At 49.9% G+C, this 25,802-nt stretch carries 23 protein-coding genes; 15 read left to right on the top strand and 8 right to left on the bottom strand.

Annotated elements, in window-relative coordinates:
* Window positions 1-11: 11 nt before the first annotated feature.
* The 4 genes from GRF59_RS13065 to GRF59_RS13045 all read left to right on the top strand — a co-directional run bounded on the left by GRF59_RS13065 (window position 12) and on the right by GRF59_RS13045 (window position 9,011).
* Window positions 12-605, top strand: coding sequence for a TetR/AcrR family transcriptional regulator (locus GRF59_RS13065; RefSeq protein WP_160497952.1), 594 nt, complete (start codon window positions 12-14; stop codon window positions 603-605).
* Window positions 606-776: 171 nt separating this feature from the next.
* Window positions 777-3,131 (top strand): YhgE/Pip domain-containing protein, encoded by a 2,355-nt coding sequence (locus tag GRF59_RS13060; protein WP_160497951.1) that lies wholly within the window; start codon window positions 777-779, stop codon window positions 3,129-3,131.
* A 752-nt stretch (window positions 3,132-3,883) separates the two neighbouring features.
* Window positions 3,884-8,482 (top strand): glutamate synthase large subunit, encoded by a 4,599-nt coding sequence (gene gltB, locus GRF59_RS13050; protein ID WP_160497950.1) that lies wholly within the window; start codon window positions 3,884-3,886, stop codon window positions 8,480-8,482.
* 382 nt (window positions 8,483-8,864) lie between these two features.
* Complete coding sequence (locus GRF59_RS13045) at window positions 8,865-9,011, top strand: hypothetical protein (RefSeq protein ID WP_160497949.1); 147 nt, start codon at window positions 8,865-8,867, stop codon at window positions 9,009-9,011.
* A 114-nt stretch (window positions 9,012-9,125) separates the two neighbouring features.
* Here the strand turns inward: GRF59_RS13045 and GRF59_RS13040 are convergent, their stop codons facing one another.
* Window positions 9,126-9,494: a helix-turn-helix domain-containing protein gene (locus GRF59_RS13040; RefSeq protein WP_160497948.1), complete on the bottom strand. Its 369-nt coding sequence runs from the start codon at window positions 9,492-9,494 to the stop codon at window positions 9,126-9,128.
* A 218-nt stretch (window positions 9,495-9,712) separates the two neighbouring features.
* On the opposite strand from GRF59_RS13040, the gene GRF59_RS13035 reads away from it, so the two are divergent.
* From GRF59_RS13035 to GRF59_RS13015, 5 genes are all read left to right on the top strand, one after another.
* A complete protein-coding gene (locus tag GRF59_RS13035; protein ID WP_160497947.1) occupies window positions 9,713-10,141 on the top strand; it encodes a hypothetical protein in 429 nt (142 codons plus the stop codon).
* A gap of 281 nt (window positions 10,142-10,422) precedes the next feature.
* Complete coding sequence (locus GRF59_RS13030; RefSeq protein WP_202128559.1) at window positions 10,423-11,082, top strand: sugar transferase; 660 nt, start codon at window positions 10,423-10,425, stop codon at window positions 11,080-11,082.
* Window positions 11,083-11,137: 55 nt separating this feature from the next.
* Window positions 11,138-12,127 (top strand): LCP family glycopolymer transferase, encoded by a 990-nt coding sequence (locus tag GRF59_RS13025; RefSeq protein ID WP_160497945.1) that lies wholly within the window; start codon window positions 11,138-11,140, stop codon window positions 12,125-12,127.
* Window positions 12,128-12,535: 408 nt separating this feature from the next.
* Complete coding sequence (locus GRF59_RS13020; protein ID WP_160497944.1) at window positions 12,536-13,450, top strand: ABC transporter ATP-binding protein; 915 nt, start codon at window positions 12,536-12,538, stop codon at window positions 13,448-13,450.
* Complete coding sequence (locus GRF59_RS13015; protein ID WP_160497943.1) at window positions 13,443-14,225, top strand: ABC transporter permease; 783 nt, start codon at window positions 13,443-13,445, stop codon at window positions 14,223-14,225. The genes GRF59_RS13020 and GRF59_RS13015 overlap by 8 nt, the downstream gene beginning before the upstream one ends.
* A gap of 111 nt (window positions 14,226-14,336) precedes the next feature.
* On the opposite strand, the gene GRF59_RS13010 is transcribed toward GRF59_RS13015, so the two are convergent.
* Both GRF59_RS13010 and GRF59_RS13005 read right to left on the bottom strand, forming a co-directional pair.
* Window positions 14,337-14,759, bottom strand: a complete 423-nt coding sequence (locus tag GRF59_RS13010) for a bactofilin family protein (protein ID WP_423802939.1) — start codon at window positions 14,757-14,759, stop codon at window positions 14,337-14,339.
* Window positions 14,760-14,768: 9 nt separating this feature from the next.
* Window positions 14,769-15,800, bottom strand: a complete 1,032-nt coding sequence (locus tag GRF59_RS13005) for a M23 family metallopeptidase (protein ID WP_480242600.1) — start codon at window positions 15,798-15,800, stop codon at window positions 14,769-14,771.
* Window positions 15,801-15,981: 181 nt separating this feature from the next.
* Between GRF59_RS13005 and cls the strand changes: the two genes are divergently transcribed.
* A complete protein-coding gene (gene cls, locus GRF59_RS13000; RefSeq protein WP_160497941.1) occupies window positions 15,982-17,412 on the top strand; it encodes a cardiolipin synthase in 1,431 nt (476 codons plus the stop codon).
* A 29-nt stretch (window positions 17,413-17,441) separates the two neighbouring features.
* Here cls and GRF59_RS12995 read toward each other — a convergent pair whose 3' ends face one another.
* The gene (locus GRF59_RS12995; RefSeq protein WP_160497940.1) at window positions 17,442-17,765 is read right to left on the bottom strand and encodes a YnfA family protein; all 324 of its coding nucleotides are present in this window, start codon (window positions 17,763-17,765) and stop codon (window positions 17,442-17,444) included.
* 195 nt (window positions 17,766-17,960) lie between these two features.
* Between GRF59_RS12995 and GRF59_RS12990 the strand changes: the two genes are divergently transcribed.
* Entirely contained in the window at window positions 17,961-18,884 is a 924-nt protein-coding gene (locus GRF59_RS12990; RefSeq protein WP_160497939.1) for a YitT family protein, read from the top strand.
* A gap of 248 nt (window positions 18,885-19,132) precedes the next feature.
* On the opposite strand, the gene ligD is transcribed toward GRF59_RS12990, so the two are convergent.
* The 3 genes from ligD to ku all read right to left on the bottom strand — a co-directional run bounded on the left by ligD (window position 19,133) and on the right by ku (window position 22,031).
* Window positions 19,133-20,035 carry a non-homologous end-joining DNA ligase gene (ligD, locus tag GRF59_RS12985; RefSeq protein WP_160497938.1) on the bottom strand — a complete coding sequence of 301 codons (903 nt, stop codon included), beginning with the start codon at window positions 20,033-20,035 and terminating at the stop codon, window positions 19,133-19,135.
* A 119-nt stretch (window positions 20,036-20,154) separates the two neighbouring features.
* Window positions 20,155-21,096 carry an ATP-dependent DNA ligase gene (locus tag GRF59_RS12980; RefSeq protein ID WP_160497937.1) on the bottom strand — a complete coding sequence of 314 codons (942 nt, stop codon included), beginning with the start codon at window positions 21,094-21,096 and terminating at the stop codon, window positions 20,155-20,157.
* A gap of 23 nt (window positions 21,097-21,119) precedes the next feature.
* Window positions 21,120-22,031: a non-homologous end joining protein Ku gene (gene ku, locus GRF59_RS12975; protein ID WP_160497936.1), complete on the bottom strand. Its 912-nt coding sequence runs from the start codon at window positions 22,029-22,031 to the stop codon at window positions 21,120-21,122.
* Window positions 22,032-22,220: 189 nt separating this feature from the next.
* Here ku and GRF59_RS29395 point away from each other — a divergent pair, with 189 nt between their 5' ends.
* The 3 genes from GRF59_RS29395 (at window position 22,221) to GRF59_RS12965 (ending at window position 23,711) form a co-directional block, all read left to right on the top strand.
* Window positions 22,221-22,523 carry a hypothetical protein gene (locus tag GRF59_RS29395; RefSeq protein WP_202128684.1) on the top strand — a complete coding sequence of 101 codons (303 nt, stop codon included), beginning with the start codon at window positions 22,221-22,223 and terminating at the stop codon, window positions 22,521-22,523.
* Window positions 22,524-22,574: 51 nt separating this feature from the next.
* Window positions 22,575-22,757, top strand: coding sequence for an H-type small acid-soluble spore protein (locus GRF59_RS12970; RefSeq protein WP_160498270.1), 183 nt, complete (start codon window positions 22,575-22,577; stop codon window positions 22,755-22,757).
* 156 nt (window positions 22,758-22,913) lie between these two features.
* Entirely contained in the window at window positions 22,914-23,711 is a 798-nt protein-coding gene (locus GRF59_RS12965) for a phosphotransferase family protein (RefSeq protein ID WP_160497935.1), read from the top strand.
* 161 nt (window positions 23,712-23,872) lie between these two features.
* On the opposite strand, the gene GRF59_RS12960 is transcribed toward GRF59_RS12965, so the two are convergent.
* Window positions 23,873-24,415 (bottom strand): GNAT family N-acetyltransferase, encoded by a 543-nt coding sequence (locus GRF59_RS12960; RefSeq protein ID WP_160497934.1) that lies wholly within the window; start codon window positions 24,413-24,415, stop codon window positions 23,873-23,875.
* A 410-nt stretch (window positions 24,416-24,825) separates the two neighbouring features.
* On the opposite strand from GRF59_RS12960, the gene GRF59_RS12955 reads away from it, so the two are divergent.
* Window positions 24,826-25,704 (top strand): LysR family transcriptional regulator, encoded by an 879-nt coding sequence (locus tag GRF59_RS12955; protein ID WP_160497933.1) that lies wholly within the window; start codon window positions 24,826-24,828, stop codon window positions 25,702-25,704.
* Window positions 25,705-25,802 lie beyond the last annotated feature (98 nt).

The following is a 25,802-nucleotide window of genomic DNA, read 5'->3' as shown; positions in this document are numbered from 1 at the left end:
GGGGGGAGGATATGCCTGCGGTGGATCGTAGAAAGGAAATCCTTCACGCGGCAGCGCAGTCTTTTGCCTTGTTTGGATATAAGGCGACGACAATGGAGCAGGTGGCTAAAATCGCCAATGTAGGCAAAGGGACCATCTATACTTTTTTCACCAACAAAGAAGAGTTGTTTGATGAAATTCTGTACCGTGTCATGGTGGAAATGAAGGAACTGGCCGAGAGCAAGATTAGACGGGAGCATACGTTTTTTGAGAACCTGTATAGGGTCTTGGACGCTCTGCTGGAATTCAGGGATGACCACGAGCTGTACATCAAGCTATCCCAAGAGGTTCGGGATGTCGGTACGTTGAAGGCAAGGGAAGGAATCGCCAAGCTGGAGCGTGTCATCCTGGATTACTTGGAGAGGGAAATCACTAAGGCGCTGAGCAGTGGGGAAATCAGGCCTTGTGATCCGCAAGTGGTTGCCGTTGTCATGTTCAAGCTCTACATTGCCTTAACTTCCGACTTCAATCAGATCCGGGAGCCCCTTGGCAAAGAGGAAATTCATCATTATATCCGATTGTTTTTAGCGGATGGTCTCGCGAATCCTCCTGGAGGTGCCGCATAACATCAGAATAGCGGGGCAAGCCTTGCTTCCAAGTACGCGCAGTCTGATTTCTTAGGCGGCGGAAAAAGGAAGTTTTTATTAGCTCTAAAATGACTGATTGATCAAAATGGTCAATTGGTATTTAAGGGTTACCGATTCGTAAATAATAGAGAATATAAGGAGAGAAACATCATGAGGTCATTTTCAGTATTTTTCAAGGATATGGCTGCGACCGTCCGTAACCGGAAGCTGCTCATTTCCATGGTGGCCGTGCTCTGCATTCCGGTTATGTATGCCGGATTGTTCCTGACAGCCTTTTGGGATCCCTACGGTAAAATGGATCAACTGCCGGTAGCGGTTGTCAATAAGGATACGGGTGCAGAATACGGAGACCAAACGCTGCAGGTCGGCGAAGAGCTCGTTGAAGAGCTGAAGAAGGGCAACGATTTTGCATGGACGTTCGTATCGCGGGATGAAGCGGAGAAAGGTATGGAGGATAACAAGTATTATATGACCATCGTGATCCCGGAAGATTTCTCTGCTAAGGCCGCAACGGTACTGGATGAACATCCTCAGCCTTCTGAAATCATTTTCGAGCCGAATGAAGGGTATAACTTTCTGGCTTCCCAAATCGGCGGAACGGCCGTAAAAGAAATCAGGTCGAAAGTATCGGAGAAGGTGACCGAAGCCTATTCCAAAACACTGTTTGAGCAGATTAAAACGGTATCCAGCGGCCTCGGTGAAGCGGGAAGCGGCGCGTCCGACCTTTCGGAGGGGGCCGGTAAGCTGGACGAAGGTGCTGCCAAGCTGAAAGAGAATCTTGGCAAAATGGTAGCCGGAACGGTGAAGCTCCAAGAAGGTATCCAGCCGCTATCAAGCGGAGCAGGGGATCTGCAAAAAGGTGCCCTCAGCCTGAAAGAGGGTTCGGCAACCTTGGCCGGCGGCCTAGGTCAGCTTGAGTCAGCTCATAAGCAGCTTGAAGAGGGAGCTGTCTCCGCACATCAAGGTTCCATACAATTAAAAGACGGATTGACCGCTTCCGAAGCGGGAAGCGCCAAATTGAAAGCAGGGCTTCAAACCGCCGTAGACGGCAGCGGCAAATTGCAATCGGGTCTGTCATCCACGCTGGATGGCAGCGGTAAGCTGCAGGATGGCTTGAAGCAATCCGAAGCCGGCAGCGCCAAGCTGGCGGAAAGCATGAAAGCTGCCGAAGCAGGCGGTGCGGAGGTTGCTTCCGGCGCCCAAAGCGTGGCGCAGGGGTTGCAGCAGTTAGCCAAGGCAAGTCCTGAACTCGCCCAAAACCCGGCAGTTCAAAAGCTGATTGCAGCGAGTCAGGCCGTAGCCAGAGGCAGCGAACAGCTGCATCAAGGACAGCAGCAGCTCAGCGAAGGAGCAGCGCAGCTCCATAAGTCTCAGCAGCAGCTCTCTGGTGGAGCATCCAATCTGCATGACGGGTTGCAGCAGCTTAGCCAAGGAGCAACGCAGCTCAGCCAAGGTGCAGGGCAGCTGACAGATGGTGTGGATCAGCTGCATCAAGGACAGCAGCAGCTAGTTCGTGGAGCGACCCAGCTCGAAGCAGGCCAATCCAAGCTTGAACAAGGTATGAAGCTCTTCGGTACGAAGCTTGCTGAAGCGGTTAATGGCAGCAAACAGCTGTCTAGCGGCGCGGCACAAATTGCAGATGGATCAGGCAAGCTGCAAGGTGGTATGAGTCAGCTGGGCAGCGGCGTAACTGTTCTTGCCGACGGTTCCAAACAGCTGGATAACGGTGCCGGGCAGTTGACAGAAGGACTCGGCAAGCTGAAGGAGGGTTCTACCGAACTCGCTTCCAAGCTGAACGAAGCCGCCGAGAAGACAGGCGCAGTCAAAGCCGGGGATGAGAACTTCAAAATGTTCGCGGAACCTGTGCATATCGAGGAGACGAAGTTCTCCAAGGTTCCTAACTATGGAACAGGTTTTGCGCCATACTTCCTGTCCCTTGGCCTATTCGTCGGCGCGCTGATTTCTACGATCGTTATTCCGATGAGAGATACTTCCGTTCTCGGAGCTTCAGGCTTCAACCGGTTTATCAGCCGGACATTCTCGTTCGTGCTGATGAGCATATTGCAGTCATTACTGTCTGCTCTGGTCCTCTTGTATGGATTGAAGCTTGATGTACAGAGCGTACCGCTGTTTTATCTCTTTACATTCATCACGAGCTTGTCCTTTATGTTTATGATTCAGGCCATTGTTACCTGGCTGGATCAGCCTGGACGTTTTGTCGTCATCGTACTCCTGATCTTCCAACTGACCACGAGCGCAGGTACGTTCCCGCTGGAGCTGATTCCGGACTGGATGAAGAGTCTGAATCCGCTGCTGCCAATGACCTACAGTGTCACAGGCTTCAAAGCGGTCGTATCTACGGGCGATTTCACGCTGATGTGGCAGCAAGCCGCTGTATTGGGCGCCGTAGGTATCATATTCCTGGCATTGACGCTCGTGTACTTCTCCATGAAGTCGCATAAAGGTGTTCTCGAACAGCAGCAAGCAACAAACGTATCGGCATAATATAACGATATAAAAAAGGGTTGTCCCAAGCCATCGCGGTTTGGGGCAACCCTTTTGAATTGGATAAGGAAGAATCGGCGTGCACTGGGAAGTTACACAGATTCAGTTATAAAAAATCATCCCCACCACAAACACGATCATAAACAGAATCATCGCCGCATAAAAGAAGTAGCCAAACCAACGCAGCGGTTTGGGCATGCTCTTCATGTCGACTCTTTGCTTGGAACGCCCATGATGTTGTGATAATGCTCGGTGACGTCATTGAAAACGGGAACTTCCGCTTCGGCAGATGGATGTTTAAGAATGTGTTTCTTCTATATAATAGTTGTAACGTTTATGCTCCAATAAATGTTACGACAGAAAATCATTCCTTCTTATTGTTGGAAAAGCAGCGAGGAAATATCAGGTATTATTATGTATATTTATTCATCATATAGACTTTTAATGAAATTTTACTTTAATGCGGCAGTGCAAAACATTATTTATCACGATCATAAAAACTTTAAATTGCGCTGGCAATAGGGCAGTGTTAAAATAAAAAAACCAATTCTTGTTGAATAATTATCAATGTTTGAAATGAATAACCTTTCCCCTAAACAACGAGGTTGTCCGCAGTTGTGCAATATCATTCCCCAGTTAATAGTCACTGTTTTGTTCTGTAACCAATTTCGTCTCTGTCGTGGTTTTATTTGTTGTATCCGGATTTAATTCATTATTTTCATTTATTCTGAAGATAGAAAGGTTGCTTTCCCATGAGACATACGGTACTTCCCCCCAAACAGGGACTTTATGATCCGCAGTTTGAAAAAGATGCTTGCGGTATGGGGTTTGTTGCTCATATTAAAGGCCGGGCTTCCCATGAAATTGTCAGTCAGGCGCTCACGATGCTGGAAAATATGGAGCATCGCGGCGGCCAAGGCAGCGAGCCTAATTCCGGAGACGGAGCCGGTATTATGCTGCAAATTCCCCACCGTTTTTTTGCCGAAGAGGCAGCGAAGCTTGGTTTTGAACTTCCAGAAGCAGGCCAGTACGGAGCAGGCATGTTATTTGTATCCCACGATGAGGCCGTTCGTGAGGCTCATGAGAGTCGGCTGATTCAGATTATTAAAGAGGAAGGGCAGACCTTCCTGGGTTTCCGCGACGTACCCACCTATGATGAAATGCTGGGTAAATCGGCGAAGGAAGCCAAACCATATGTTCGTCAGGTATTTATCGGCCGCAGCAGCGATTTGAAAGAAGATCTCGATTTCGAACGTAAGCTGTATATTATCCGCAGACGCGCTGAACTGGCTATACGCTATAGCGGAACGCCTGAAGGCGAGACCTTCTATATTTCCAGCTTATCCTGCCGGAAAATCGTATACAAAGGCATGTTGACCACGGTTCAGGTGGGGCAGTTCTATCTTGACCTGCAAAATGAGAGGGTCGAAACCGCGATCGCGCTGGTTCACTCCCGTTTCAGTACGAACACCTTCCCGAGCTGGGAGCGCGCGCATCCATACCGTTTCATGATCCATAACGGCGAAATTAATACGCTGCGCGGTAACGTAAACTGGATGCATGCCCGTCAGTCCTTGTTCAAAAGCGAGGTATTCGGCAGCGATCTGGACAAAGTGAAACCGGTCATTAATCCGGATGGCTCGGATACGGCAATGTTTGATAATACGTTTGAATTCCTGTACCTCAGCGGTCGTTCCCTGCCTCATGTGGCCATGATGATGGTACCTGAGCCTTGGAATAACGACGAAGGCATGAGCGGAACGAAAAAGGCATTTTATGAATATCACAGTACATTGATGGAGCCTTGGGACGGACCGGCAGCTATGGCATTTACGGATGGCGTGCAGATTGGGGCGATCCTGGACCGCAACGGTCTCAGACCATCCCGTTATTACGTGACCAAAGATGACCTGATCATATTGTCGTCCGAAGCGGGCGTTCTCGACATTGCTCCGGAAAACGTGCTGTACAAGGACCGTCTGCGTCCTGGCAGAATGCTGCTTGTCGATACCCAGGAAGGGCGCATTATTTCCGATGAGGAAGTAAAGGCGCAGATCGCTTCCGAGGAGCCGTACCGTGAATGGCTCGACGAGCATTTGATCAACCTGGATGAGCTTCCGGATGCGCCTGAGCTTCCCGATCCGAAGCATGATAATATTACGCAGCTCCAACTGGCTTATGGCTATACATTTGAAGAGCTGCGCAAGGTGCTGGAGCCGATGGCTTCGACCGGCATGGAAGCCCTGGCTTCGATGGGCTATGATGCTCCGCTAGCCGTTTTATCCGACAAGCCGCAGCGGTTGTACAACTACTTTAAGCAAATGTTCGCGCAGGTAACGAACCCGCCGATCGATGCGATCCGCGAGGAGATCATTACATCGACGGGCACTACGATCGGACCGGAACGCAACCTGCTGCATCCGGAGCCGGAAAGCTGCCGGCAGATTCGTTTGGATACGCCAATTTTATCCAATGAGGATTTTGCGAAAATCCGCCATGTACACCGTCCGGGCTTCAAGTCGATGACAATCCCGACCTTCTTCATGGCAGCTGACGGAGCGGAAGGTCTGCGCCAAGCGTTGGAGGGACTTTGCGAAGCGGCTGACCGCGTCATCCGCAAAGGCCATAACATCCTGATTTTGTCCGACCGCGGCGTTGACCGTGAGAATGCGGCGATTCCGGCACTTCTGGCGGTATCCTGCCTGCATCATCACCTAATCCGTCAGGGAACGCGAACGAAAGTGAGCATACTGCTCGAATCCGGCGAACCTCGCGAGGTGCATCACTACGCACTGCTGCTCGGCTACGGCGTCAGCGCGGTCAATCCGTATCTGGCTTTCGAGACGTTGGATGACATGCTGCGCCAAGGACTGCTGCGCGGCGTAACGCATGAGAAGGCTGTCAAAAATTATATTAAAGCCTCAACGAAAAGTGTGGTTAAGATTCTATCCAAAATGGGTATTTCCACGATTCAATCCTACCGCGGAGCACAGATTTTCGAAGCGGTTGGCCTGAAAGAGGATTTCGTAGAGAAATACTTCACGAATACGCCGTCCCGCATCGGAGGGATTGGACTGGAAGAGGTCGCAGCCGAGGCGCTGGCCCACCACAACCGTGCCTTTACGGATAAGGACGGAAATGACAAGGTGCTGGATTCGGGTGGCGAATATCAGTGGCGCAAAGACGGGGAAGAGCATCTGTTCAACCCGCAAACGATCCACCTGCTGCAGCAGGCTGTGCGTACCGGCGATTACCAGGTGTATAAGAAATACGCCAAGCTGGTACAAGGTGAAAACGAACAGAAGATGACCATTCGTTCGCTGCTGAAAATCAAGCCGGCTGGACCTGCGGTTTCGATCGAAGAGGTTGAGCCGATCGAATCCATTATGCGCCGTTTCAAGACGGGAGCGATGTCCTTCGGCTCGATCAGTAAAGAAGCGCATGAGAGCCTGGCGATTGCAATGAACCGCATCGGAGGCAAGAGCAATACCGGTGAAGGCGGCGAGGACCCTGCACGCTATATTCCGGACGCGAATGGAGACTCTCGGCGCAGTGCCATTAAACAGGTGGCATCCGGCCGGTTCGGTGTCACATCCAATTACCTGGTCAATGCCGATGAAATTCAGATCAAGATGGCTCAAGGCGCCAAGCCTGGCGAAGGCGGGCAGCTGCCTGGCCGTAAGGTGTATCCTTGGGTTGCCGAGGTGCGCGGCTCTACGCCGGGTGTTGGCCTGATTTCACCGCCGCCGCATCACGACATTTATTCCATTGAGGATCTGGCGGAGCTGATCTACGATTTGAAGAACGCCAACCCTCGCGCCAACATTAACGTAAAGCTGGTTTCCGAGGTTGGCGTAGGCACGATTGCTGCAGGCGTTGCCAAGGGCAGAGCCGATATCATTCTGGTCAGCGGGTATGACGGCGGTACTGGTGCGTCACCGCAAAGCTCTATTCGCCATGCAGGCATGCCGTGGGAACTGGGTCTTGCCGAAACGCATCAGACGCTGATCCTGAACAATTTGCGCGATCGTGTGGTACTTGAAACAGACGGTAAAATGCTGAACGGCCGCGACCTGGCTGTGGCAGCATTGCTGGGCGCTGAAGAATACGGATTTTCCACTGCACCGCTGATTGCTCTTGGCTGCATCATGATGCGTGTATGCCAAATGGATACCTGTCCGGTTGGCGTGGCTACGCAGAATCCTGAGCTGCGCAAGCATTTCATGGGCGATCCGGCACATGTCGTGAACTTCATGAGATTTGTTGCCGAGGATCTGCGCGAGCTGATGGCTGAACTCGGATTCCGTACGATTCAGGAAATGATCGGCCGTACCGACTGCCTGGATGCCGAAGTGGTCAATGAACATTGGAAGAAGCAAGGAATTGATCTGTCGGCGCTGCTGCATACGCCGAAAATGCCGGAAGGCAGCACTCCCTTCAATAGCAAAACGCAAAACCACGGTCTGGAAGAAACGCTGGATATGCGTTATCTGCTGGAACTGGGCCAACCTGCTCTTGAGAGCGGCGAAGCTGTGCAAGCCACACTGCCTATTACCAACGTGGATCGCGCCGTCGGCACGATTCTGGGTAGTGAAGTAACGCGGAAGTACGGCGCTGCCGGACTCCCGGCGGATACGATTTCCTTCACGTTTACAGGCACCGCTGGCCAGAGCTTCGGGGCGTTCGTTCCGAAGGGGATGACGCTGACGGTTGTGGGCGATGCCAATGACTATACAGGCAAGGGGCTGTCCGGCGGCAAGCTGATCGTGAAGCCATCGGATAAATCGACCTTTAAGGCTGAGGAAAATATTATCATTGGTAACACCGCATTCTACGGTGCCACCAGCGGCGAGGCATATATCAATGGTATTGCTGGTGAACGCTTTGCCGTCCGTAACTCCGGCGCATCCGTCGTTGTCGAAGGAGTAGGCGATCACGGTTGCGAGTATATGACAGGCGGACGCGTGGTTGTGCTGGGTGATACAGGGCGCAACTTTGCAGCCGGAATGTCCGGTGGTATAGCGTATGTCTTGGATCCGGAGAACACGTTCATTCAGCGCTGCAACCTGGAAATGGTGCTGCTGGAGCGCGTGGAGGAGGCCGATGAAGCGGAGGAACTGAAAGAGCTGATTCAGAAGCATGTGTCCTATACCGGAAGCGCCTTGGGGCAACAGGTACTGGAGAACTTTGGAGTGAATCTCGAGCATTTCGTCAAGGTTATTCCGAAGGATTACAAGCGAATGACGCAGCATATCCGCAAGGTTCATGATAAGGGATTGACTGGAGAAGCGGCATTGCTGGCGGCTTTTGAAGCCAACATGCGTGAGCTGGCCAGAGCCGGCAGTCATTAAGTCATAAGTTTTACATGAACGTGCAGACTTGACCGAAATGGGTTTGTGATTTTGGCTCCTAAGGGAGACTGGAATCGCAGGCCCATTTTTTTCGACAAAAATAGAACCGGATTGTTGGGACTGACTCTCCATCAGACGACAGTATCATGGGAATACTTGGGATATAATGAAAAGGACCTATATCTTCGGGCTTTAGGGGAGCCAATTTAGGAGTGTTGGGCAATTATTTGATCCTAATTTAAGATGTCAGAAAGGATTAACATCAAGAAACGCATCCGGATATCGCAAGAATAACTACAGCTAAAGGCGGTCCGTCTTCTGTGAGAGTACATCGATAGACTTTATTCTTATTAAATCGATGAGTAGAGCGAGGGTATCTTCGATGAGTGATGAGAAGGAATTTGGTGCCGAGGCCCGGACCAATAATGACAATCCAGCACAAACGCAGCTAGATATCCTGAAGGTGCTGGAGCAATGCGGGATACACCCCGAAAGCTGGCATAACTACATCAAACAAAGGGATCAATAATTTACACAAAAAGTGTAATCGTTATTCTTTCAAAGCAGTAGAATTCGCTTCGGCGGAAGTTTTCTATATTCTAAAAAACCTCAGCAGCTTGATGGCCGCTGAGGTTTTTTCTGTTTATTTCATGGAACGTTCCATGCGTACAAAAGCGATAAAACGTTTTGCTTCTTCCTCCGTAAGACTGCGCCCGTCAACCGTTAAATTGAACTTTTCCAGCAGATCAGCATCCGATAGCTCCAATTGATCCACAAAATCACGAACTCCCGGATCCATGACCAGCTTGGGCTCAGATGTACGGCCAATCAGATAGTCTATGGATACTTCAAATTTATCGGCAAGCTTGGTCAGAATTTCAAAATCAGGTTTGCGGCGGTTCTTTTCATAGTGGGAGAGTGCGGCTCTCGTGATGCCGATCGACTGGGCTAATTCCTCTTGAGTCCATCCTCGTTGATCCCGCAGTTCTGCGATGCGATTATCATGATTCATGAATTAACCTCCTCCAATTGCCTGCTAGGTTGCCCAGCAAAAGAAACGAATTGTATCAAAATGAAACTATAACATTAAAAAAGGATTGACTAGTTACAATTTGTATCGTAAAGTAAAAAATGTAAATGATACTATTTGTATCTTTTAGAAACGATATGTATCAATAAACAGTGTAGTTCATGATTCTTACTTTTATACCATAAGGCAGGGTTGAGGCAATGAATATGTTGACGGCTTACGGCGTACAGCTGCAAATGCACATATCCATTCATCAAATTGGTGAAACTTCCGTCGTTTTGAACCGTTCCCGTCCGGTAGTCCTATGGGATCTGGAAAATCGCATGCTCACCTTCATTAGTGATTTGAATTTCCCGCTTCTGCCTGAAATACGTCTTTGCTTTGATATTACATGCCAAGGAGAGTCCATATGCCGGACTTACGGCAAGCTGCTCTGGAAAGAGGACAGCCTGACGGAAGCTATACAATATGGAGTTATTCTCGAGCCTGATGGCCACGGGGAGGTGTACATAACAAAAAAAATCACCCGCACCGTCTTGGGCGGCAGAGTCAAATTTCAGAAATATGATTTCCACATGGATATCATGAATGACAAAGGCAACGGTCAAATGTTTGACGTCTTTACTTAAGGGATTTTAGCGAAAATCCGGAAAAGCCAATGTGTGAAAGGGATAAGGTCATTTTACTATATTTATCAAAGTGCTGCATAGTGCTTTTGCCGGAGGTTTTGCAAAATAGCCGTAAAATCGGAAAACCCAATCTGTTAAGCGAGGGATGGATCTTGAGCAGTATGAACTTTTATATCAAACAAGCCATTGTAGACAAACGAAAACTCCCCCGAACACATCTTCTTTTTTATGTTGCTGCCTACTAGGTCCTCATGAATAGTATAAATCCTTTGAAAAATACAATGGAAGCCGGCCGTCCGTTTGAAGCAATTCCGCTGGTTGAAATGAAAAACCGAAATTTGTTTTGGGTTATTAAACGAATACAGGATGTATGTCTTTCGCTCCTCGGGCTTATTTTGCTATCGCCGCTGCTGATTCTAATCACAATTCTGATTAAACTCGAAGACACGAAAGGTGCGGTTATATTCGCTCAGACCCGGGTGGGAAAAAACGGGAAGACCTTTAAAATGTACAAATTCCGCTCTATGGTCCGGGATGCAGAGACAATGCTTGGCAAGCTGATGGAGCAGAACGAGGTCAGCGGAGCCATGTTCAAAATGAAAAATGACCCGAGAATTACCCGCGTGGGGCGATTTATCCGCAAAACGAGTCTGGATGAACTGCCTCAGCTTTTCAATGTGCTTAAAGGGGATATGAGTCTGGTTGGACCCAGACCGCCGCTTCCGAGAGAAGTGGATGACTATACGTCTTATGACATGATGAGACTTTGGGTTTTGCCCGGCTGCACGGGTCTGTGGCAGATCAGCGGCAGGAACCATGTGGGATTTCAGGAAATGGTGGAGCTGGATCTCGAATACATACGCAATCAATCGTTAATGAAGGATATCGTTATTTTATGCAAAACCGTTAAAGTGTTCTTCGGAGCGGATAATGCCTACTGATCGCACCGCTATGGTTGTCGGCGAGGGTCACACAGAAAGGTGGAAGGTCTGATCGATGCGAAAATGGGTGATCATCCTCACGTCTGTCTTTATCGTTGTCGTGCTCGGCGCGGCGGGATATGCGGCATATATCTATCAGTCTGTTAAAACGACAGCCCACCAGATCTATGAGAGCAGAGATACGGTTCAACCGAAACCGGTCAGCAAGGAGGGGATTACCACTCCGACTACCGCAGCGACAGGCACCGTCAATACCGCGCAGTCCAGTTCTACTCTAACAACAGATCAAACACAGCCCTTCAATCTGGACGAAAAGAAACCTTTTACCGTACTTGTCCTGGGCGTGGATCAACGGGAGAATGACAGGGGACGCTCGGATGCAATGATCTTTCTGACAGTCAATCCGGCCAAACAAAGCATTCTCATGTTCAATATTCCGAGAGATACCCGAACGGAGATCGTCGGACATGGCACGGTGGATAAAATCAACCACGCATACGCCTTCGGCGGCGTGAACATGTCGGTCAAGACCGTGGAACGTTTTTTGGATTATCCGGTGAACTATTACATTAAAGTCAATATGGAGGGCTTCGCACATTTGATTGATTCGATGGGCGGCGTCGAGGTCGATAATCCCTTTTCCTTCTATTATGAGGGACATCAGTTTGATCAGGGCGATTTGAATTTGAACGGAGAGGAAGCGCTGCTGTATTCACGTATGCGCTACGATGATCCGCGCGGTGATATGGGCCGAAATACAAGACAGAGGCAAATTTTGAAGCAAGTCATTAAAAATTCGCTGAAAATCAACAACGTGGTCAAGATCGAATCCCTGTTAGCGGATGTGGGAAACAGCGTCAAGACGGATATCACCTTTGATGATATGAAGACCTTCCTGACGGATTACCGCTCGGATCTGAAACAGATCGACCAGGTCGAGATCAGCGGAGAAGGACAGAGAATCAAGGGCATCTGGTATTACCTGGTCAGCGATAAGGAACGAAGCCGTATTCATCAGATGATTAAGGATCATTTACAATTGTAAACCTTCGAACCCAAAAAACCGTTATGGACCCCGATCCATAGCGGTTTATTGATTTTATGCAGAATTGCTTGACATCAAACCGTGATTGATGTAGATTTCTGTTAATGATACAAAACGTAACTTTTTAATTTTGAAATGATACATGTATGCGTTTTATGCCAAAGGAGAGGAAGTCGGTTCCGATGAACGATCAGCAGTACGTCTATTGCTTGTGCTGTGAGAAAATGGTGCCCATGTCGGATACAGCGTATATCTTCCGCACGGGATATTATCGTACCATTGTTCCTTTGGGTTGTTGTGAAGAATGTCATAACCAGGGGGAAATAGAGACTAAATTCCAGTTTATGGAGCATTTGCAAAAAGGATATGCTACAATGAGGCGATAACCTACGATAAGGAGTGAAGTGGATGCAGCATGAACCGGTGGTTCGGCTGGAGGGAGTGACGAAGAAGGTTTCTTCCAAGACGCTCGTAGAAAACGTTACACTCGACATTCCGCCTGGGCAGGTCTTTGGCTTTCTGGGACCCAATGGTGCAGGAAAGACAACGACGATCCGGATGATGGTGGGCTTAACCTCCATTAGCCAAGGTGATATCAAGATTTGCGGGTACAGCATCAAAGAACATTTTGAGAAGGCCGTTTCCAACGTCGGGGCGATTGTCGAAAATCCGGAGATGTACAAGTTTTTGACAGGATACCAGAATTTACGTCATTTTGCCCGGATGATGACAGGCATTAACGACGCCAGAATTCAAGAAGTGGTTAAGCTTGTAGGTCTGAATAACCGGATTCACGACAAGGTGAAGACCTATTCGCTTGGGATGAGACAGCGTTTGGGCGTGGCCCAGGCGATTTTGCATCGTCCGAAGCTCCTGATACTGGACGAGCCTACGAATGGACTTGATCCGCAGGGGATCCGCGAGCTTCGCGATTATCTGCGCCATCTATGCCATGAAGAGGGAACAACCGTCTTTGTCTCCAGCCATCTGTTGTCTGAAATGGAATTAATGTGCGATAGTGTGGCGATCATTCAAAATGGACGATTGATCGATGTTCGTTCCCTCAAAGATGGCAGCATCGAAGGGCAAGACGCAGCATTGGAAACCGAATTTATGGTGGACGAGCCGGTCAAGGCGCTTTCGATTCTCCAAGGGGGCACGCAGCAGGGCAGCCTGATCACCTTGAAGCTAAACCGTGATGAGGTTGCCGAAATGAATGCAAGGCTGGTGCAGGCAGGAATCAAGGTGTATGGCATACATACCGTCACCCGTTCGTTGGAAGAACAGTTCCTGGAAATGACGGGGGGTGACCCGATTGGGTAATTTTTTCAGTCTCGTGCAAAATGAAAACATGAAGATTTACCGGCGTGTCCGGACCTGGGTAATGCTCGGGATTCTCGTCATCGTCAACCTGTTGATTCCGATCCTGTTTTCTATGGTGGAATCCGGAGGTCAGACCACGATTTGGGACAGCGTTATCCTGAGTTCATCCTTCACATTCTTTCTATGCACCATATTCTCCGTGATCATCGCAGCGGATTCCGTGGCAGGCGAGTTCTCCTGGGGGACGATCAAGCTGCTTCTGATCAGGCCATGGAGCCGATCTAAAATTCTGCTGTCCAAATATGTATCTGTAGTTCTGTTCAGCTTGCTCTGTACGCTGCTGCTTGCAGGGATATCGATTCTGGTTTCCAGTCTATTGTTCTCCGGCGCAGCCGAGAGCGGCATGCTCCCGTTTGGCAAAAGCGGTATGGCTTTTACGCTTCAATATCTGCTCTGTGACTATGTTAATTTATTTATCACGGTCGCCATTGCGTTTATGCTGTCTACTGTTTTCCGTGCAGGAGGTCTTGCGATTGGACTTGCCCTGTTTATGATGTTTACCAAAGGGATTTTTACCACGCTGTTCAGTCCCGAACGGTATGTATGGGCTAAATATCTGATCTTTACGCATATGGACCTTACGAATTACCTGCAAAGCAGTGAAGGGCCGGGCGGCATTACGCTTGGCTTCTCGCTTGCCGTGCTTGCCGTGTATTATATCGTTTTCCTGGCCATTTCCTGGTATGTCTTCAGCAAAAGGGACGTTGCCGCTTAAGGCCTTGAACTGCTTAAAAGCCCGTTGCAGCCTGGTGTGTGGATTCATACACACCCCGCTGCGGCGGGCTTTTTGGGTAATGTATTTCCCGGCAGCCACGAAAAGGGAAGATCAGCCGGCTTCCGTTTCCACAAGATGCACATCGATCGGCGGTACCGTATCCTGCTGTTCATTAGACTTTGGCTCCATTTTGCTGGACCCATTAAGAATTCCGCCCTCGGTAATCACGAGGGAAGAGGCGGCGAGCACGTCTCCGAACATCTGGCCGGTTGAGGTGATCGTCAGCTTGCCTTCCGCCTGCACATCCCCATACACTTTTCCTGCTATAATGACTTCCCTGGCGCTGATATCCGAGTGGGCGACGGCATGCTCGCCGATCGTTACACAAGCCCGGCTTTCGATCACCCCGCTAAATTTTCCTTCAACGCGTACGTTGGCTTCGCAAGCCAGAGCTCCTTCAACCTCGGTTCCCCGGCCAATCAGGGAATCGGTGGGCATAAACGAATTTTTGGATGCTTTGGATCTGCTCAACATAGAACCTCCTTAATTGTATTCCGAATTTGCCGAACGAATATATGGCAGCGGATTCACGGGTTTATCTTTTTTGACGACCTGGAAATGAAGATGCGGGCCCGTGCTGCGGCCGGTGGAGCCGAGAAGGGCAATCTGCTCGCCTTTATCCACCGAATCACCCACATCCACCTGGATCTTGCTGAGATGCATATACCAGGTTTGGAGCCCGTTCGGGTGTTCGATAATGACATAACGGCCGCGGGCGCCGCTCTCCTCTGCGGTGACCACTTTTCCTGCACCTGCCGCGTATACAGGACCTCCATTTTCACCGGCAATATCGATGCCTGCATGAAAAGCAGCTTTACCGGTAAATGGATCGGTACGGTAGCCGAAGCTGGAGGTCATCACCGTGGACGTAGTGGGCCATAAGGTCGGATTGCCGGAGATTTGCGTTTGAGTTTCCTGGGCTTTTTTCAGCGTATGAGGGACCTGGCTTTCCATGGTTTTCAGCAGCTCCTGCATTTCCTGAAAGTCGTCTTTCGTCTCCTGGGCCAGATCCAGCATTTCATTTTCATGCACGGCAATGAACTCGCCCCCGACATGCTCCGAAGCGTCCCAGGACAGGGAAGAGACTTTATCCGTGGAATCGTCCGTAGACATGCTGGTGCTGTGTTTATCAATAAATTGTTGCAGCTGTTGCTCCAGCTCATCCACATGCTCCATTTTTTGCTGCATATCCTTAGCCTGAGACGATAGCTTGATGATTTCATTTTGCAGGCGCTCGATGGACTGTTCGCGGCTGTTCACCGAGCTCTGAAGCTGAAGATTCTTCATGTTTTCAAGGGTGACCTTCTGCTCGAGCTGGGAAACGACCTGGGAGGAATGGGCCTGCAGAGCAAGCACAAGACCGGACAGCGAGAGGACGGCGGCTGCGGGAACGGCGATCATCAGGGGCTTGGACAGATGAATCTGCTTCACTGAATGCTGGGCGTCCCGCATCACCAGGAGTGTCATACGTCGATTGGCGGTTGCACTTTTCATGGCAGCTCCTTTCTGTAGCATGGTTATACTTGTCTTATAATCTATGTATTCGATAAATGCCCGGAACATGTCTAAAATGTTACCATTTTATGCCTGCGTCTATTGAGCCTGATTGCGTGTAAGTATTGAATAAAGAAGGCTTGGTTTGGTCAATGATGGATAAATAACGAATCGTCATTTATTTCTGGCAAGGAGGCTGCCTATGGTGTGGCTGCTGTTCGCACTCATGATTTTCATTTTTCAAATGGCAACGATTCTGCTGCTGGAATTCCGCAATCCCTCCAAAACCGTGGCCTGGATGTTCATTCTCTTCTGCTGCCCGATCATCGGGTTCGTAGTCTACTATTTTGTAGCTCAGGACTATAAAGCACGCAGAAAGGTCCGTACCCGGGGGTCGCGGCTGTTCCGGCAGATGCGTTCCATTCTATGGAGCCAGGCGTTAACGGTAAAAGAAATAGGAGAAATGCATAATCCCGAATTCGAGCATCAGGAGCGGCTGTTCAACCTGTTATCGAGGTTGTCCGAAAGCCCTATTACAGGCTGTAATACCAGCAAGGTGCTGACAGACGGTGAAGAGGCCTTTGGAGCCATGCTGAAAAAGATGGAAGCGGCGAAGGAACATATACATATCGAATTTTATATTTTTCGGCATGATGTGATTGGGACCCAGTTTCAGGAGGTCATGATTCGCAAGGCGAAGGAAGGCGTCAAGGTACGCTTCATGTGCGACGGGCTTGGAAGCTACAAGCTGAAGCGGGAATTTATAGAGAAGCTGAAGGAGGCTGGCGTGGAGTTTCACTTTTTCCTGCCGCCGCTGCTTGCCTTTATCGACCGGCGGATCAACTACCGCAATCATCGGAAAATCATCGTAGTGGACGGATCGGTTGGATTTGTTGGCGGGATGAACGTCGGGGATGATTACCTGGGACAATACCCTAAAATGGGTTATTGGAGGGACACTCATTTGCAAATTGAAGGAGACGCCGTCTATTTTTTGCAGAATGTGTTTTTGAATGACTGGCAGTTGGCATCGGGAGAAAAGGTCGTGGATCCCGCGCTTTTTCCCGAACATGAATGTGAGGCTGATGAACAGATTCAGATTGTGAGCAGCGGACCGGATCAGGACTGGAATGCCATCCAGGAACTGTGTTTCTCGGCCATTTCGGTTGCGAAAAAAAGAATCTGGATTACTTCGCCTTACTTCATTCCCGATCCGGGGATATATGAAGGGTTGAAAACGGCCGCCGTCAGCGGTATGGACGTAAGAATTATTATTCCATGGAGAGCTGATTCCAGGCTGGTCCACCTAGCCTCGCTCTCGTATGTGGAGGAACTGCTGCTGGCGGGCGTCAAGTTCTACCAGTACCAGAAGGGCTTCATTCACGCGAAAGTGATGATCGTGGATCAGCTGCTGGCCTCGGTCGGCACCGCCAACATGGATATGCGCAGCTTCTTCTGCAATTTCGAGCTGACAGCCGCATTGTTCGAACAATCCGCAATCGAGCGGCTTGCAGCCGATTTTGAGGAAGACATGAGGGTGAGCCGCGAGATGACGAAAAAGGAGTTTCAGGAGCGGGCTTTTTTGCATAAAAAAGCGGAAATGCTCTGCCGCATGCTGTCGCCGCTGTTGTAGCTACGTTTATCCGGGATCCCATTTGTTCTTCAGGAGCGTGGAGCCCATAAAATAACGGCAACGCCTGCCAGGCAAAGCGCGCCTCCGATCCAGTCATACAGGTCCGGAGCGTTTTTGTCGACTCCCCAGCCCCAAAAGAGGGCCAGTATGATGAAAACACCCCCATACGCCGCATAAACGCGTCCAAAAGAGGGATAATGCTGCAGCGTGGGAATAATGCCGTACAGAATCAACACGACAGCACCGATCAATCCATACCACAAGGGCTTGGATTCCTTGATCCAGAGCCATACCAGATAGCCTCCGCCGATCTCTGCCAAACCGGCAGCCAAAAATAAAAATAAGGATCTCATGATAGAATATCTCCCATCTCATTAATACTTAGACAGAAACTATGATATAATATTAAAGAAGAATAATCACGGGAAAGACTCGCCGGGATTGCGTTTTAAGATATCTGCTTCCAAAATTGGGACAGACGCTCTCTTTCTCGGCTGGGACGATCGTGTTTCTATTCATACCAAATTGATAAGAATCGGGGGAATTCGATGGCTGGATCTTCTAATACCCAGATTGCGGACAGTGCCAAACTGTCGCATGGGGAACAGCAACCGCTCAACGCACCGACTTCTAAGCTCAGAGTTTTAACTCGGATCATCGTCATGCTGATCGGAGCAGGCATGGTCGCCGTCGCACTGGAAATTTTTCTGGTGAACAATAGTATTATCGATGGCGGAATCACGGGTATCTCCATTATGCTAGCCCACCTCTTTCATTTGCCGCTTGGTATATTTCTGACGTTACTCAATCTTCCTTTTCTATTTCTCGGTTATAAGCAAATTGGCAAAACCTTCGCTTTCTCAACGCTTGCAGCCGTTCTTGTGATGTCCGTAGGTACGGCACTCCTGGAGCCTGTCAGACCCATTACCCTGGATCCGCTGCTCGCTGCCATTTTCGGCGGGGTCATCCTTGGAGCAGGTGTTGGCATGGTCATCCGTGCAGGGGGCTCTACAGACGGAAGCGAAATTGTGGCCATCTTGATCAATAAGAAAACCCCTTTTTCCGTTGGCGAAATCATCATGTTTATCAATGTGTTCATTCTGACGAGCGCTGGCTTTGTATTCGGCTGGAATAACGCCATGTACTCGCTCATCGCCTATTTCATCGCTTTTAAAGTGATTGATATCACCAACGAAGGGATCGACCAATCCAAATCCGTATGGATTATCAGCGACAAATATAAAGAGATTGGCGATGCATTAACCTCCCGTCTTGGACGTGGCGTGACTTATCTGGAGGGGGAAGGTGCATACTCCGGTGACAGCAAAAAAGTGATTTTCGTTGTCATTACCCGTCTTGAGGAAGCGAAATTAAAGTCGATCGTCGGAGACTGGGACCCGGATGCTTTTCTCGCGGTTGGTAATATCCATGACGTTAAGGGTGGACGGTTTAAGAAAAAGGACATCCATTAGGTGGGATGCTCGTCAAAGTTTAGCTGCTGACCGATGGCGTGCGAGACCGCTGCGGTGCGGATCATTCTTCCGATCGCTGTTGTCCCCGGATTTCTTGAATGAAGTAGTGGCAACTGTAGAAATCCGTTGACAAAGGCGACCGCTGCGCTTCTTCAGAACGATTCCGCTCCTCCGCTCCCAAGGCGCTAATCAAAAGCTAACTTCATGTTGAGCAGGGGAGTGTAGTAATAAAATCCCGGAAGAGATTTTCATCTTCCGGGATTTTTTGCGTTCAAATGGCGTATGACTTGCTCCACCGGCTGCGGCGGCAGGGCGGCGATCAGGTCGCCGGTCTTTTGCAGCCGCTCCTCGATATTAAGCAGGTGGAAGTCCAGCGGCGATACGTTGCTCTCCACCTCTTCCCAGTGAAGCGGCGTAGATACGGTCGCGCCCGGTCTGGCCCTTGGGGTGTAAGGAGCTGCAAGGGTTTTGCCCTGATAATGCTGCAAGTAATCAAAATAGATCTTGTCGCCGCGGTTTTTCTTCAGCCGCTCCAGCGTGAATAAGTCAGGATGTTTTTCCGTTACGAATCGTCCGACAAAATGACCGATCACCCTCAGTTCGTCGAACGTGATGCCCTCTTTGATCGGAACAATAATCTGTACGCCCGTGGCTCCCGAGGTTTTGGGCACGGAGGCGAGGCCTAGCGATTGAAGCACCTTGCCGACGATGGAGGCGGCCTCCATGATCCGCGGTTCTTCTTCAAGCGAAGGGTCCAGATCAATCATCCATTCACATGGGAGGCTGCTGCCGGCATAGTGAAGCGAAGGGTGGAATTCCAGCGCCGCGAGATTGCCGAGCCATAGCAGCTCAGGAAGGCCGTTCAGCAGAATATAATGAATGCCGTCCAGCTCGGATGTTTTGACGTAAGGCGGCAGAGGTTCAGGCGCATTTTTTTGATAAAAGAACTCACCCGGCACGCCGTGCGGATAACGGATCGTGGTAAGCAGCCGGTTTTGACAATAGCGAAGCAGAAAGGGCGCCAGAGCAGCCAGCTTTTGCAAATACATTGCCTTGGTCACGCCCATCTCCGGCCACAGCGGCTTGTCGGGATTCGTGATGGGAATATCATGACCTTCGATGGTAATGGTGCCTTTGACGGTTCTCGGCATGGAATGCACCTCCGAAAATAGGTTATAGGCGGGTGTCTCTTGTGCAGGTGAAATGGACTTTTCGTTTGCACATGATGGGAAGGAGAAGGAGTGCACAACCGTTTAGATCTCATGGATGCTCATTGATCCAGCTTGCAGTCCTCCGGAGGAGCGTCCACAAAAGCCTGGATACTCGGCTGACGCAGGGTGCCACCCGGTGTCCATTCCAGAAAGTTCACTTTCACCACCCAAACGGGACGAATCCATACCGCTCCTTTTTGGCGTTCCGTTTGGTTGGCGAAAGGTCTGTCTTTTTGGATCATGCCCGAGGCTTCCTCCGTAATTCTCCGCCAGTCGGCAACCCTCAGCTTCCCGGTTCCCGCATGTCCGATATATATAAGCCGGCCGTCCTTATCATAAAGTCCCAGCAGCAGGGCGTTGACGATTCCGTCCCGGTAAGTGACGCCGCCAACCACGGCATTGACGTCCTGAATGTTCTTCCGCTTTTGCCAGCGTTTGTCCTTGCCGTTCACGGCATACACACTGTTTAGGTCTTTGACCACGATACCTTCAAGCTGATGCTGCTTCGACACCTCGTAAAGAAGGGGAATATCCGGATAACTGGGCACCTGCTGTACATGGGGATTCGGAACAAGCACTTGATTTAAAAGGGCCTGCCGTTCGTGGAGAGGTCTGGAGGTTACCCATTCGCCATTGCAGTACAAAATATCAAAAACCATGTAAACGATCGGCACCTGCTGTACTCGGGCCCGGATTTGCTGTTCTTGGCGCAGGCTGTCCCTTTTCATGACCTGATGAAAGGAAGGCACGCCTTCCACAAGCGCAATGATCTCTCCATCCAGAATGACCGAATTTGCCCTGCAATAAGCGGGTGTGTCCCATAGCTCCGGATATTGGCGCGTGCGGTTGTTGCCCTTTCGGTTGATCAGCTCGGTATCTGCACCATCGAAGTAGACGAGCATGCGCACGCCGTCCCATTTGATCTGGGCGATCCACTTGTCCCCTGAGGGAAGAAGCTCTGTCATTATAGGCTCAAATGGCTTGACTGGGCTGAGCTTCACAGGCATTCTCCCCTCCGATCCGGTTAGGATACGGTCTCATTTTTTTTCGCCGTTTTGCGCCGTTTCGGCTTGGGCCCTTCCGCACCTGCGGCTTGTTTGCCTTCGGCAGTTGTTTTGGCTTTGGGTTTGGTTGTTTTCTTGGGTTTTCCCGGATCGGTCGCGATGGCAGGTTTGGATGCTTCGATGCTGGCCTGCAGAGCGGCCATCAGATCAATGACGTTGGTTTCCTGCTTCGCAGGGGCGATCTTGATCTCTTCACCCGTCACCTTATGCTCGATCAGTTCAAGCAGACGCTCGCGGTAATCATCCGTGTACTTCTGCGGGTCAAAAGGTGTAGACAGTTGGTCGATGAGCATTTGGGCCATGCCCAGTTCTTTTTCATTCACCGTTACGTTCTCAGGTAAATTCGGAACCTGCGCGACCGGACGGATTTCATCTGGATAGAACATGGTTTCGATCGCAAGGCAGTTCTCCAGCACGCGGATCGCCGCCAGACTGCTTTTGGAACGGATGGATATTTTGGCGATGCCGATTTTGCCGCTTTGGTGCATGGCTTCCTTGAGCAGCTGATAGGCGTTGCCCCCGGCTTGATCCGGAGCGAGATAGTAGGTTTTTTGAAAATAAATCGGATCGATTTCGGACAAATCTACAAAGTCCAGGATCGCGATGCTTTTGTTGGACTGCTCGGCAATTTGGTCAAGCTCCTCTTTTTCAAACAAGACGAACTTGCCTTTTTCGTATTCATAACCTTTAGAAATTTCCTCCCATTCGACCTCTTTTTCGCACACCGGACACTTGCGCACATAAGAGAGGGGACTGCCGCATTCTTTATGTACGTATCTCATGGAGATATCCTTGTCTTCCGTAGCCGAGAACATTTTGACAGGCACATGAACCAGCCCGAAGCTGATCGCGCCCTTCCATACCGTATGCATTATTCAGCCGCTCCTTTTCCTGATTTCGTATTTTGCTTGTTCCTTATAGTATGGGTATTTTTGACCGAATCTATGACATTCGAATGGAAGAATCGAGAAGAAATTTGCAATTTATTTACATGCTTTTTTTAGCAGAGGGCATATTAAGGACAGCACTTTCAATTTTTAGCGTGTCAGGAGGCAGTAATCATGCGGAACAATCAACCGGAAGACCAGCATGAGGATTTTAATGCAGCGGCATTAAAGCGGTACGAAAAAGTGTCCCGCAGCATGGAAACCGCAAGCTTTACCAACGGGAATGACGTGGACTGGGAGAGCATGACATCGCCTGAGCAGACGGTAACCCATGAAAGCCATATGTTTGACATCGACCGGATGATCAACGAGGGGCTTGGCGGCGGTGAAATCACGGCAGATAACGGATTTATCGGCGACAGCACAACGGACTCCATCGTGTGGGAATCGAAGGAGAACAAATCCGGAAAAGAATAAGTGGAATGCCGTGAGTCTATGAAAACTTACAACAAGAGAGGATGGATTGTAGTGGACGTGCGCCGCGCACTTGAAATTTATGAGGACAAAAGTCATACCATTGAAGTGAAGCTGGAAGGCCAACCGGTCTGGATTGAAAATGTGGATGAGGTAAACGGCATGGCTACAGTGCAGGTAGGGTCACGCCCGACCAACACAGAAACCGTGAATGTGGAGCGATTGCAGGAAGGATAGGAAAGTGAATATGATGAAAGCCTGTTAGCCCGTAAAAAGGGTGCAGGCTTTTTTTGTTTTTCCGGGATTATCTATATTGTCTATTCAAGATTTTTCCGGTATCGATTACAATTACTGTAAATCGTGATTGCGGTTACCGCGGAAAAGGGGAAACGGATGAACAAAAATGAAGAGGTAATTGCAGCTGGAAGGACGGCAGAGTTATTCGCGTGCGAACATCAGCGGGTGTTGAAGCTATTCCGGGACGGCATTCCCAGGGAACTCGCAGAGAAGGAGTTCAAGATCAGCGAGGCGATGTACCAATCCGGAATCAGCGTTCCGCAGCCTTTCGAAATGAGAGAGAAGGAGGGCCGCTTGGGGATTGTGTATGAAAAGGCAGAGGGCATGACCATGCTCGCAGCCATTTCACAGAATCCGGGCATCGTGGAAGCGGAGGCTCGGCGTATGGCCAAGCTGCATGCTGAGATACATAAGGGCAACGTCGAAGGGTTGACCCGGCAAAAGGCCCTGCTAGCAAGTCAAATTGCGGAGGCGCCTTTTTTAACCGAAGATGAGAAGAACAAGATTGTTGCGGGGCTTGATCTGCTGGAGGAGGGCTTCGTCATTTGCCACGGGGATTACCATCCGGACAATATCATTGTGGGGAGCAAAGTCTGGGTCATAGACTGGATGACCGCAACGAGCGGTAATCCGGCCGCTGATGTGGCAAGAACGCTGCTTATGCTGCGAACCGGAACGCTGCCGGAAGAGCTGCCACCTCAAGTCCAAGAGCTTTTTGCCCGTATCCGAGAACAATTGACGTCCGTTTATTTGCAGGAGTATATGAACATAACTGGCATCTCCTATGACAACATTAAATGCTGGATGGTTCCCGTTGCGGCCGCACGCCTGGTGGAATGGATTCCGGAGAAGGAAAAAGAGAAGCTGCTGGACTTGATCCGCAAGCCGCTTTAAGTACGGATATCCACTTCGGAAGCATGGCACAAAAATATCCCTTTCGCCGAACGCCATACGGGAGTGCTCAAGACATTCACAATCGTCGCCTGAAAACACGGGGTGATCGCAAGATGGCAAAGGCGGTGCCGGCTGCAAGAGCTGACACCGCCTTTATGTTCTTATACGACCTGTTCAAGCAGGGAGGTAGAGCTTAAATCCAGCCAATATCCTTTAACCAGGGTGTCGCCATTGCGGGTATCCGTCTCATAAGCGCGCTGGAAGCCCAGGCGTTCATACAGCTGCACGGCTGACGCCATCATGTCTGACGTATGCAGATTAAGGGTGGTTGCACCCAGCTGAACGGATCGGCTCGCGGCTTCCTTAATCAGAAGCGTGGCAATGCCGCGGCCGCGGGCTGCGGGCGATACGGCAAGCAGCCGGATGATCGGCGAGTTGATGCCCATTGCCGGATTACCATAGGCAGCCTCGGAGGAGAGGAACAACTGGACGCTGCCGACAATTTCTCCTTCAAGCTCGGCGACGATCCGGGCGTGAGGACCGGTGCCATATACGGAGTTCCGGATGGAATCGCGGTATTCCTCCCAACGCGGCTCCGGAAGATCAAAGGCATACTGCTGGTACGCTTCGAGCATAACATGCGCTATGGCTTCCTGTTCAAATTCCTCCGCATCACGAATCCTAATTTCTTGTGCTGTGGTCATCACGATCACTCCTTTTCATCGGGTTCATCAAATTTGTAATTCAGTATAACGCTAAATGTTGAGTAAACATATAAGAATTAACAAATATCGATAACGTTATTGAAAAATTCAATTATAAAGGATGGTGCATAGGTTTGTTAACAGGAAGTGTTGCCCATTCATTGATCAAGAGGATGAAGCGTCAATCGGAACACGTTCCATTCATAAATAATCATTGACAATAAAATTCCATCTGTATAAATTGAACTAAAGTAAAAGGCGCATCATCGCTGAAAAAATGCTTTGGAAAACGCTAAAACAGGCTGCCGTTTCATGAATGGAGCCACTACTCAGACAAAATTTCTATCACTGAGTGCTGCTTTAAAACCATCTATTTTCATAAGAATAGTATGTAATTGGAGGTGCGCTGTATGAATATTGAAAATATCGAAGCCTTTGTGTACATCAATCATTACGGAAGCTTCAACAAGGCGGCGGATGTTCTTTTCCTGTCCCAGCCCACGGTTACGGCGCGTATTCAATCGCTTGAGCGAGAGCTGGATTGCAAGCTCTTCGACCGCTTCGGCAAACAAATTCACCTCACGGACAAAGGCAAACAGTTTCTGCCCTACGCGCAGCAAATCCTCCAGACCTACCAAAAAAGCAAGCATCATCTCCATTCCAAACGGACCACGCTGGGAGAGCTGCGGATCGGCTGCACCGTATCCGTATCGAATTATTTAATGCCCCATCTGCTTATGCGTCTGAATGAACGGTTCACGGACATGAAGTTCAAGATCACGACTGCGCCTACGGATGAGCTTGCCGCGAAGTTGTCCTCCCGGGAACTCGATCTGGCGTTTGTGCGGAAAATGATGAACCCCGCTTTTCAGTCTTATTCTTTTTTCGAAGATCCGATACGCTTATACGTCTATAAGGAACATCCGCTGGCTGCGACGGGCAGGGCGTCGATCCGCGATATCCGCCACGAGAAGCTGATCTTCTTCGAATGCGGCTCCCTGGACTGGATGCGGATTCATCGGGTATTCGAAAGCCTGGAACAGCCCCCGAATATCGTTTTCCAGGTCGACAATTCCGAAACCGCCAAGAAGCTTGTTGTACGCCGTGCGGGCATCTGCTTCCTTCCCGGACTCTGCGTGCAGCAGGAGGTGGAGGCGGGTCTGCTAGTTCCCGTTGATATCACTGAAACCATGGGCATCGCGCTTCAGACCAACTTGATTACATTGAGCGGCGAGCATACGGAGATCGCGGAAGCGCTGCTGGATTACAGCGGCCGGGTGCCGAATTAAGGATTTGGATATATGAATAGAAAAACTCTATTAGACGCGTGCGGCAAATCGCGGTAAAGTTAGTTTCAACTAATTCATACTAAACAGATAGGAATTAT

The organism is Paenibacillus dendrobii (assembly GCF_009807035.1).
Lineage (GTDB): Bacteria > Bacillota > Bacilli > Paenibacillales > Paenibacillaceae > Paenibacillus_AQ > Paenibacillus_AQ dendrobii.
Note: the sequence above shows the minus strand (reverse complement) of the source record. Positions and strands in the feature narration are given on the sequence as shown.

Excerpts from the sequence above, each read along its gene's own strand:
- GRF59_RS13065 (WP_160497952.1), top strand. The coding sequence starts at position 12 with ATGCCTGCGGTGGATCGTAGAAAGGAAATCCTTCACGCGGCAGCGCAG.
- GRF59_RS13060 (WP_160497951.1), top strand. The coding sequence starts at position 777 with ATGAGGTCATTTTCAGTATTTTTCAAGGATATGGCTGCGACCGTCCGT.
- gltB (WP_160497950.1), top strand. The coding sequence starts at position 3,884 with ATGAGACATACGGTACTTCCCCCCAAACAGGGACTTTATGATCCGCAG.
- GRF59_RS13045 (WP_160497949.1), top strand. The coding sequence starts at position 8,865 with ATGAGTGATGAGAAGGAATTTGGTGCCGAGGCCCGGACCAATAATGAC.
- GRF59_RS13040 (WP_160497948.1), bottom strand. The coding sequence starts at position 9,494 with ATGAATCATGATAATCGCATCGCAGAACTGCGGGATCAACGAGGATGG.
- GRF59_RS13035 (WP_160497947.1), top strand. The coding sequence starts at position 9,713 with ATGAATATGTTGACGGCTTACGGCGTACAGCTGCAAATGCACATATCC.
- GRF59_RS13030 (WP_202128559.1), top strand. The coding sequence starts at position 10,423 with ATGGAAGCCGGCCGTCCGTTTGAAGCAATTCCGCTGGTTGAAATGAAA.
- GRF59_RS13025 (WP_160497945.1), top strand. The coding sequence starts at position 11,138 with ATGCGAAAATGGGTGATCATCCTCACGTCTGTCTTTATCGTTGTCGTG.
- GRF59_RS13020 (WP_160497944.1), top strand. The coding sequence starts at position 12,536 with ATGCAGCATGAACCGGTGGTTCGGCTGGAGGGAGTGACGAAGAAGGTT.
- GRF59_RS13010 (WP_423802939.1), bottom strand. The coding sequence starts at position 14,759 with ATGTTGAGCAGATCCAAAGCATCCAAAAATTCGTTTATGCCCACCGAT.
- GRF59_RS13005 (WP_480242600.1), bottom strand. The coding sequence starts at position 15,800 with ATGCTACAGAAAGGAGCTGCCATGAAAAGTGCAACCGCCAATCGACGT.
- cls (WP_160497941.1), top strand. The coding sequence starts at position 15,982 with ATGGTGTGGCTGCTGTTCGCACTCATGATTTTCATTTTTCAAATGGCA.
- GRF59_RS12995 (WP_160497940.1), bottom strand. The coding sequence starts at position 17,765 with ATGAGATCCTTATTTTTATTTTTGGCTGCCGGTTTGGCAGAGATCGGC.
- GRF59_RS12990 (WP_160497939.1), top strand. The coding sequence starts at position 17,961 with ATGGCTGGATCTTCTAATACCCAGATTGCGGACAGTGCCAAACTGTCG.
- ligD (WP_160497938.1), bottom strand. The coding sequence starts at position 20,035 with ATGCCGAGAACCGTCAAAGGCACCATTACCATCGAAGGTCATGATATT.
- ku (WP_160497936.1), bottom strand. The coding sequence starts at position 22,031 with ATGCATACGGTATGGAAGGGCGCGATCAGCTTCGGGCTGGTTCATGTG.
- GRF59_RS29395 (WP_202128684.1), top strand. The coding sequence starts at position 22,221 with ATGCGGAACAATCAACCGGAAGACCAGCATGAGGATTTTAATGCAGCG.
- GRF59_RS12965 (WP_160497935.1), top strand. The coding sequence starts at position 22,914 with ATGAACAAAAATGAAGAGGTAATTGCAGCTGGAAGGACGGCAGAGTTA.
- GRF59_RS12960 (WP_160497934.1), bottom strand. The coding sequence starts at position 24,415 with ATGACCACAGCACAAGAAATTAGGATTCGTGATGCGGAGGAATTTGAA.
- GRF59_RS12955 (WP_160497933.1), top strand. The coding sequence starts at position 24,826 with ATGAATATTGAAAATATCGAAGCCTTTGTGTACATCAATCATTACGGA.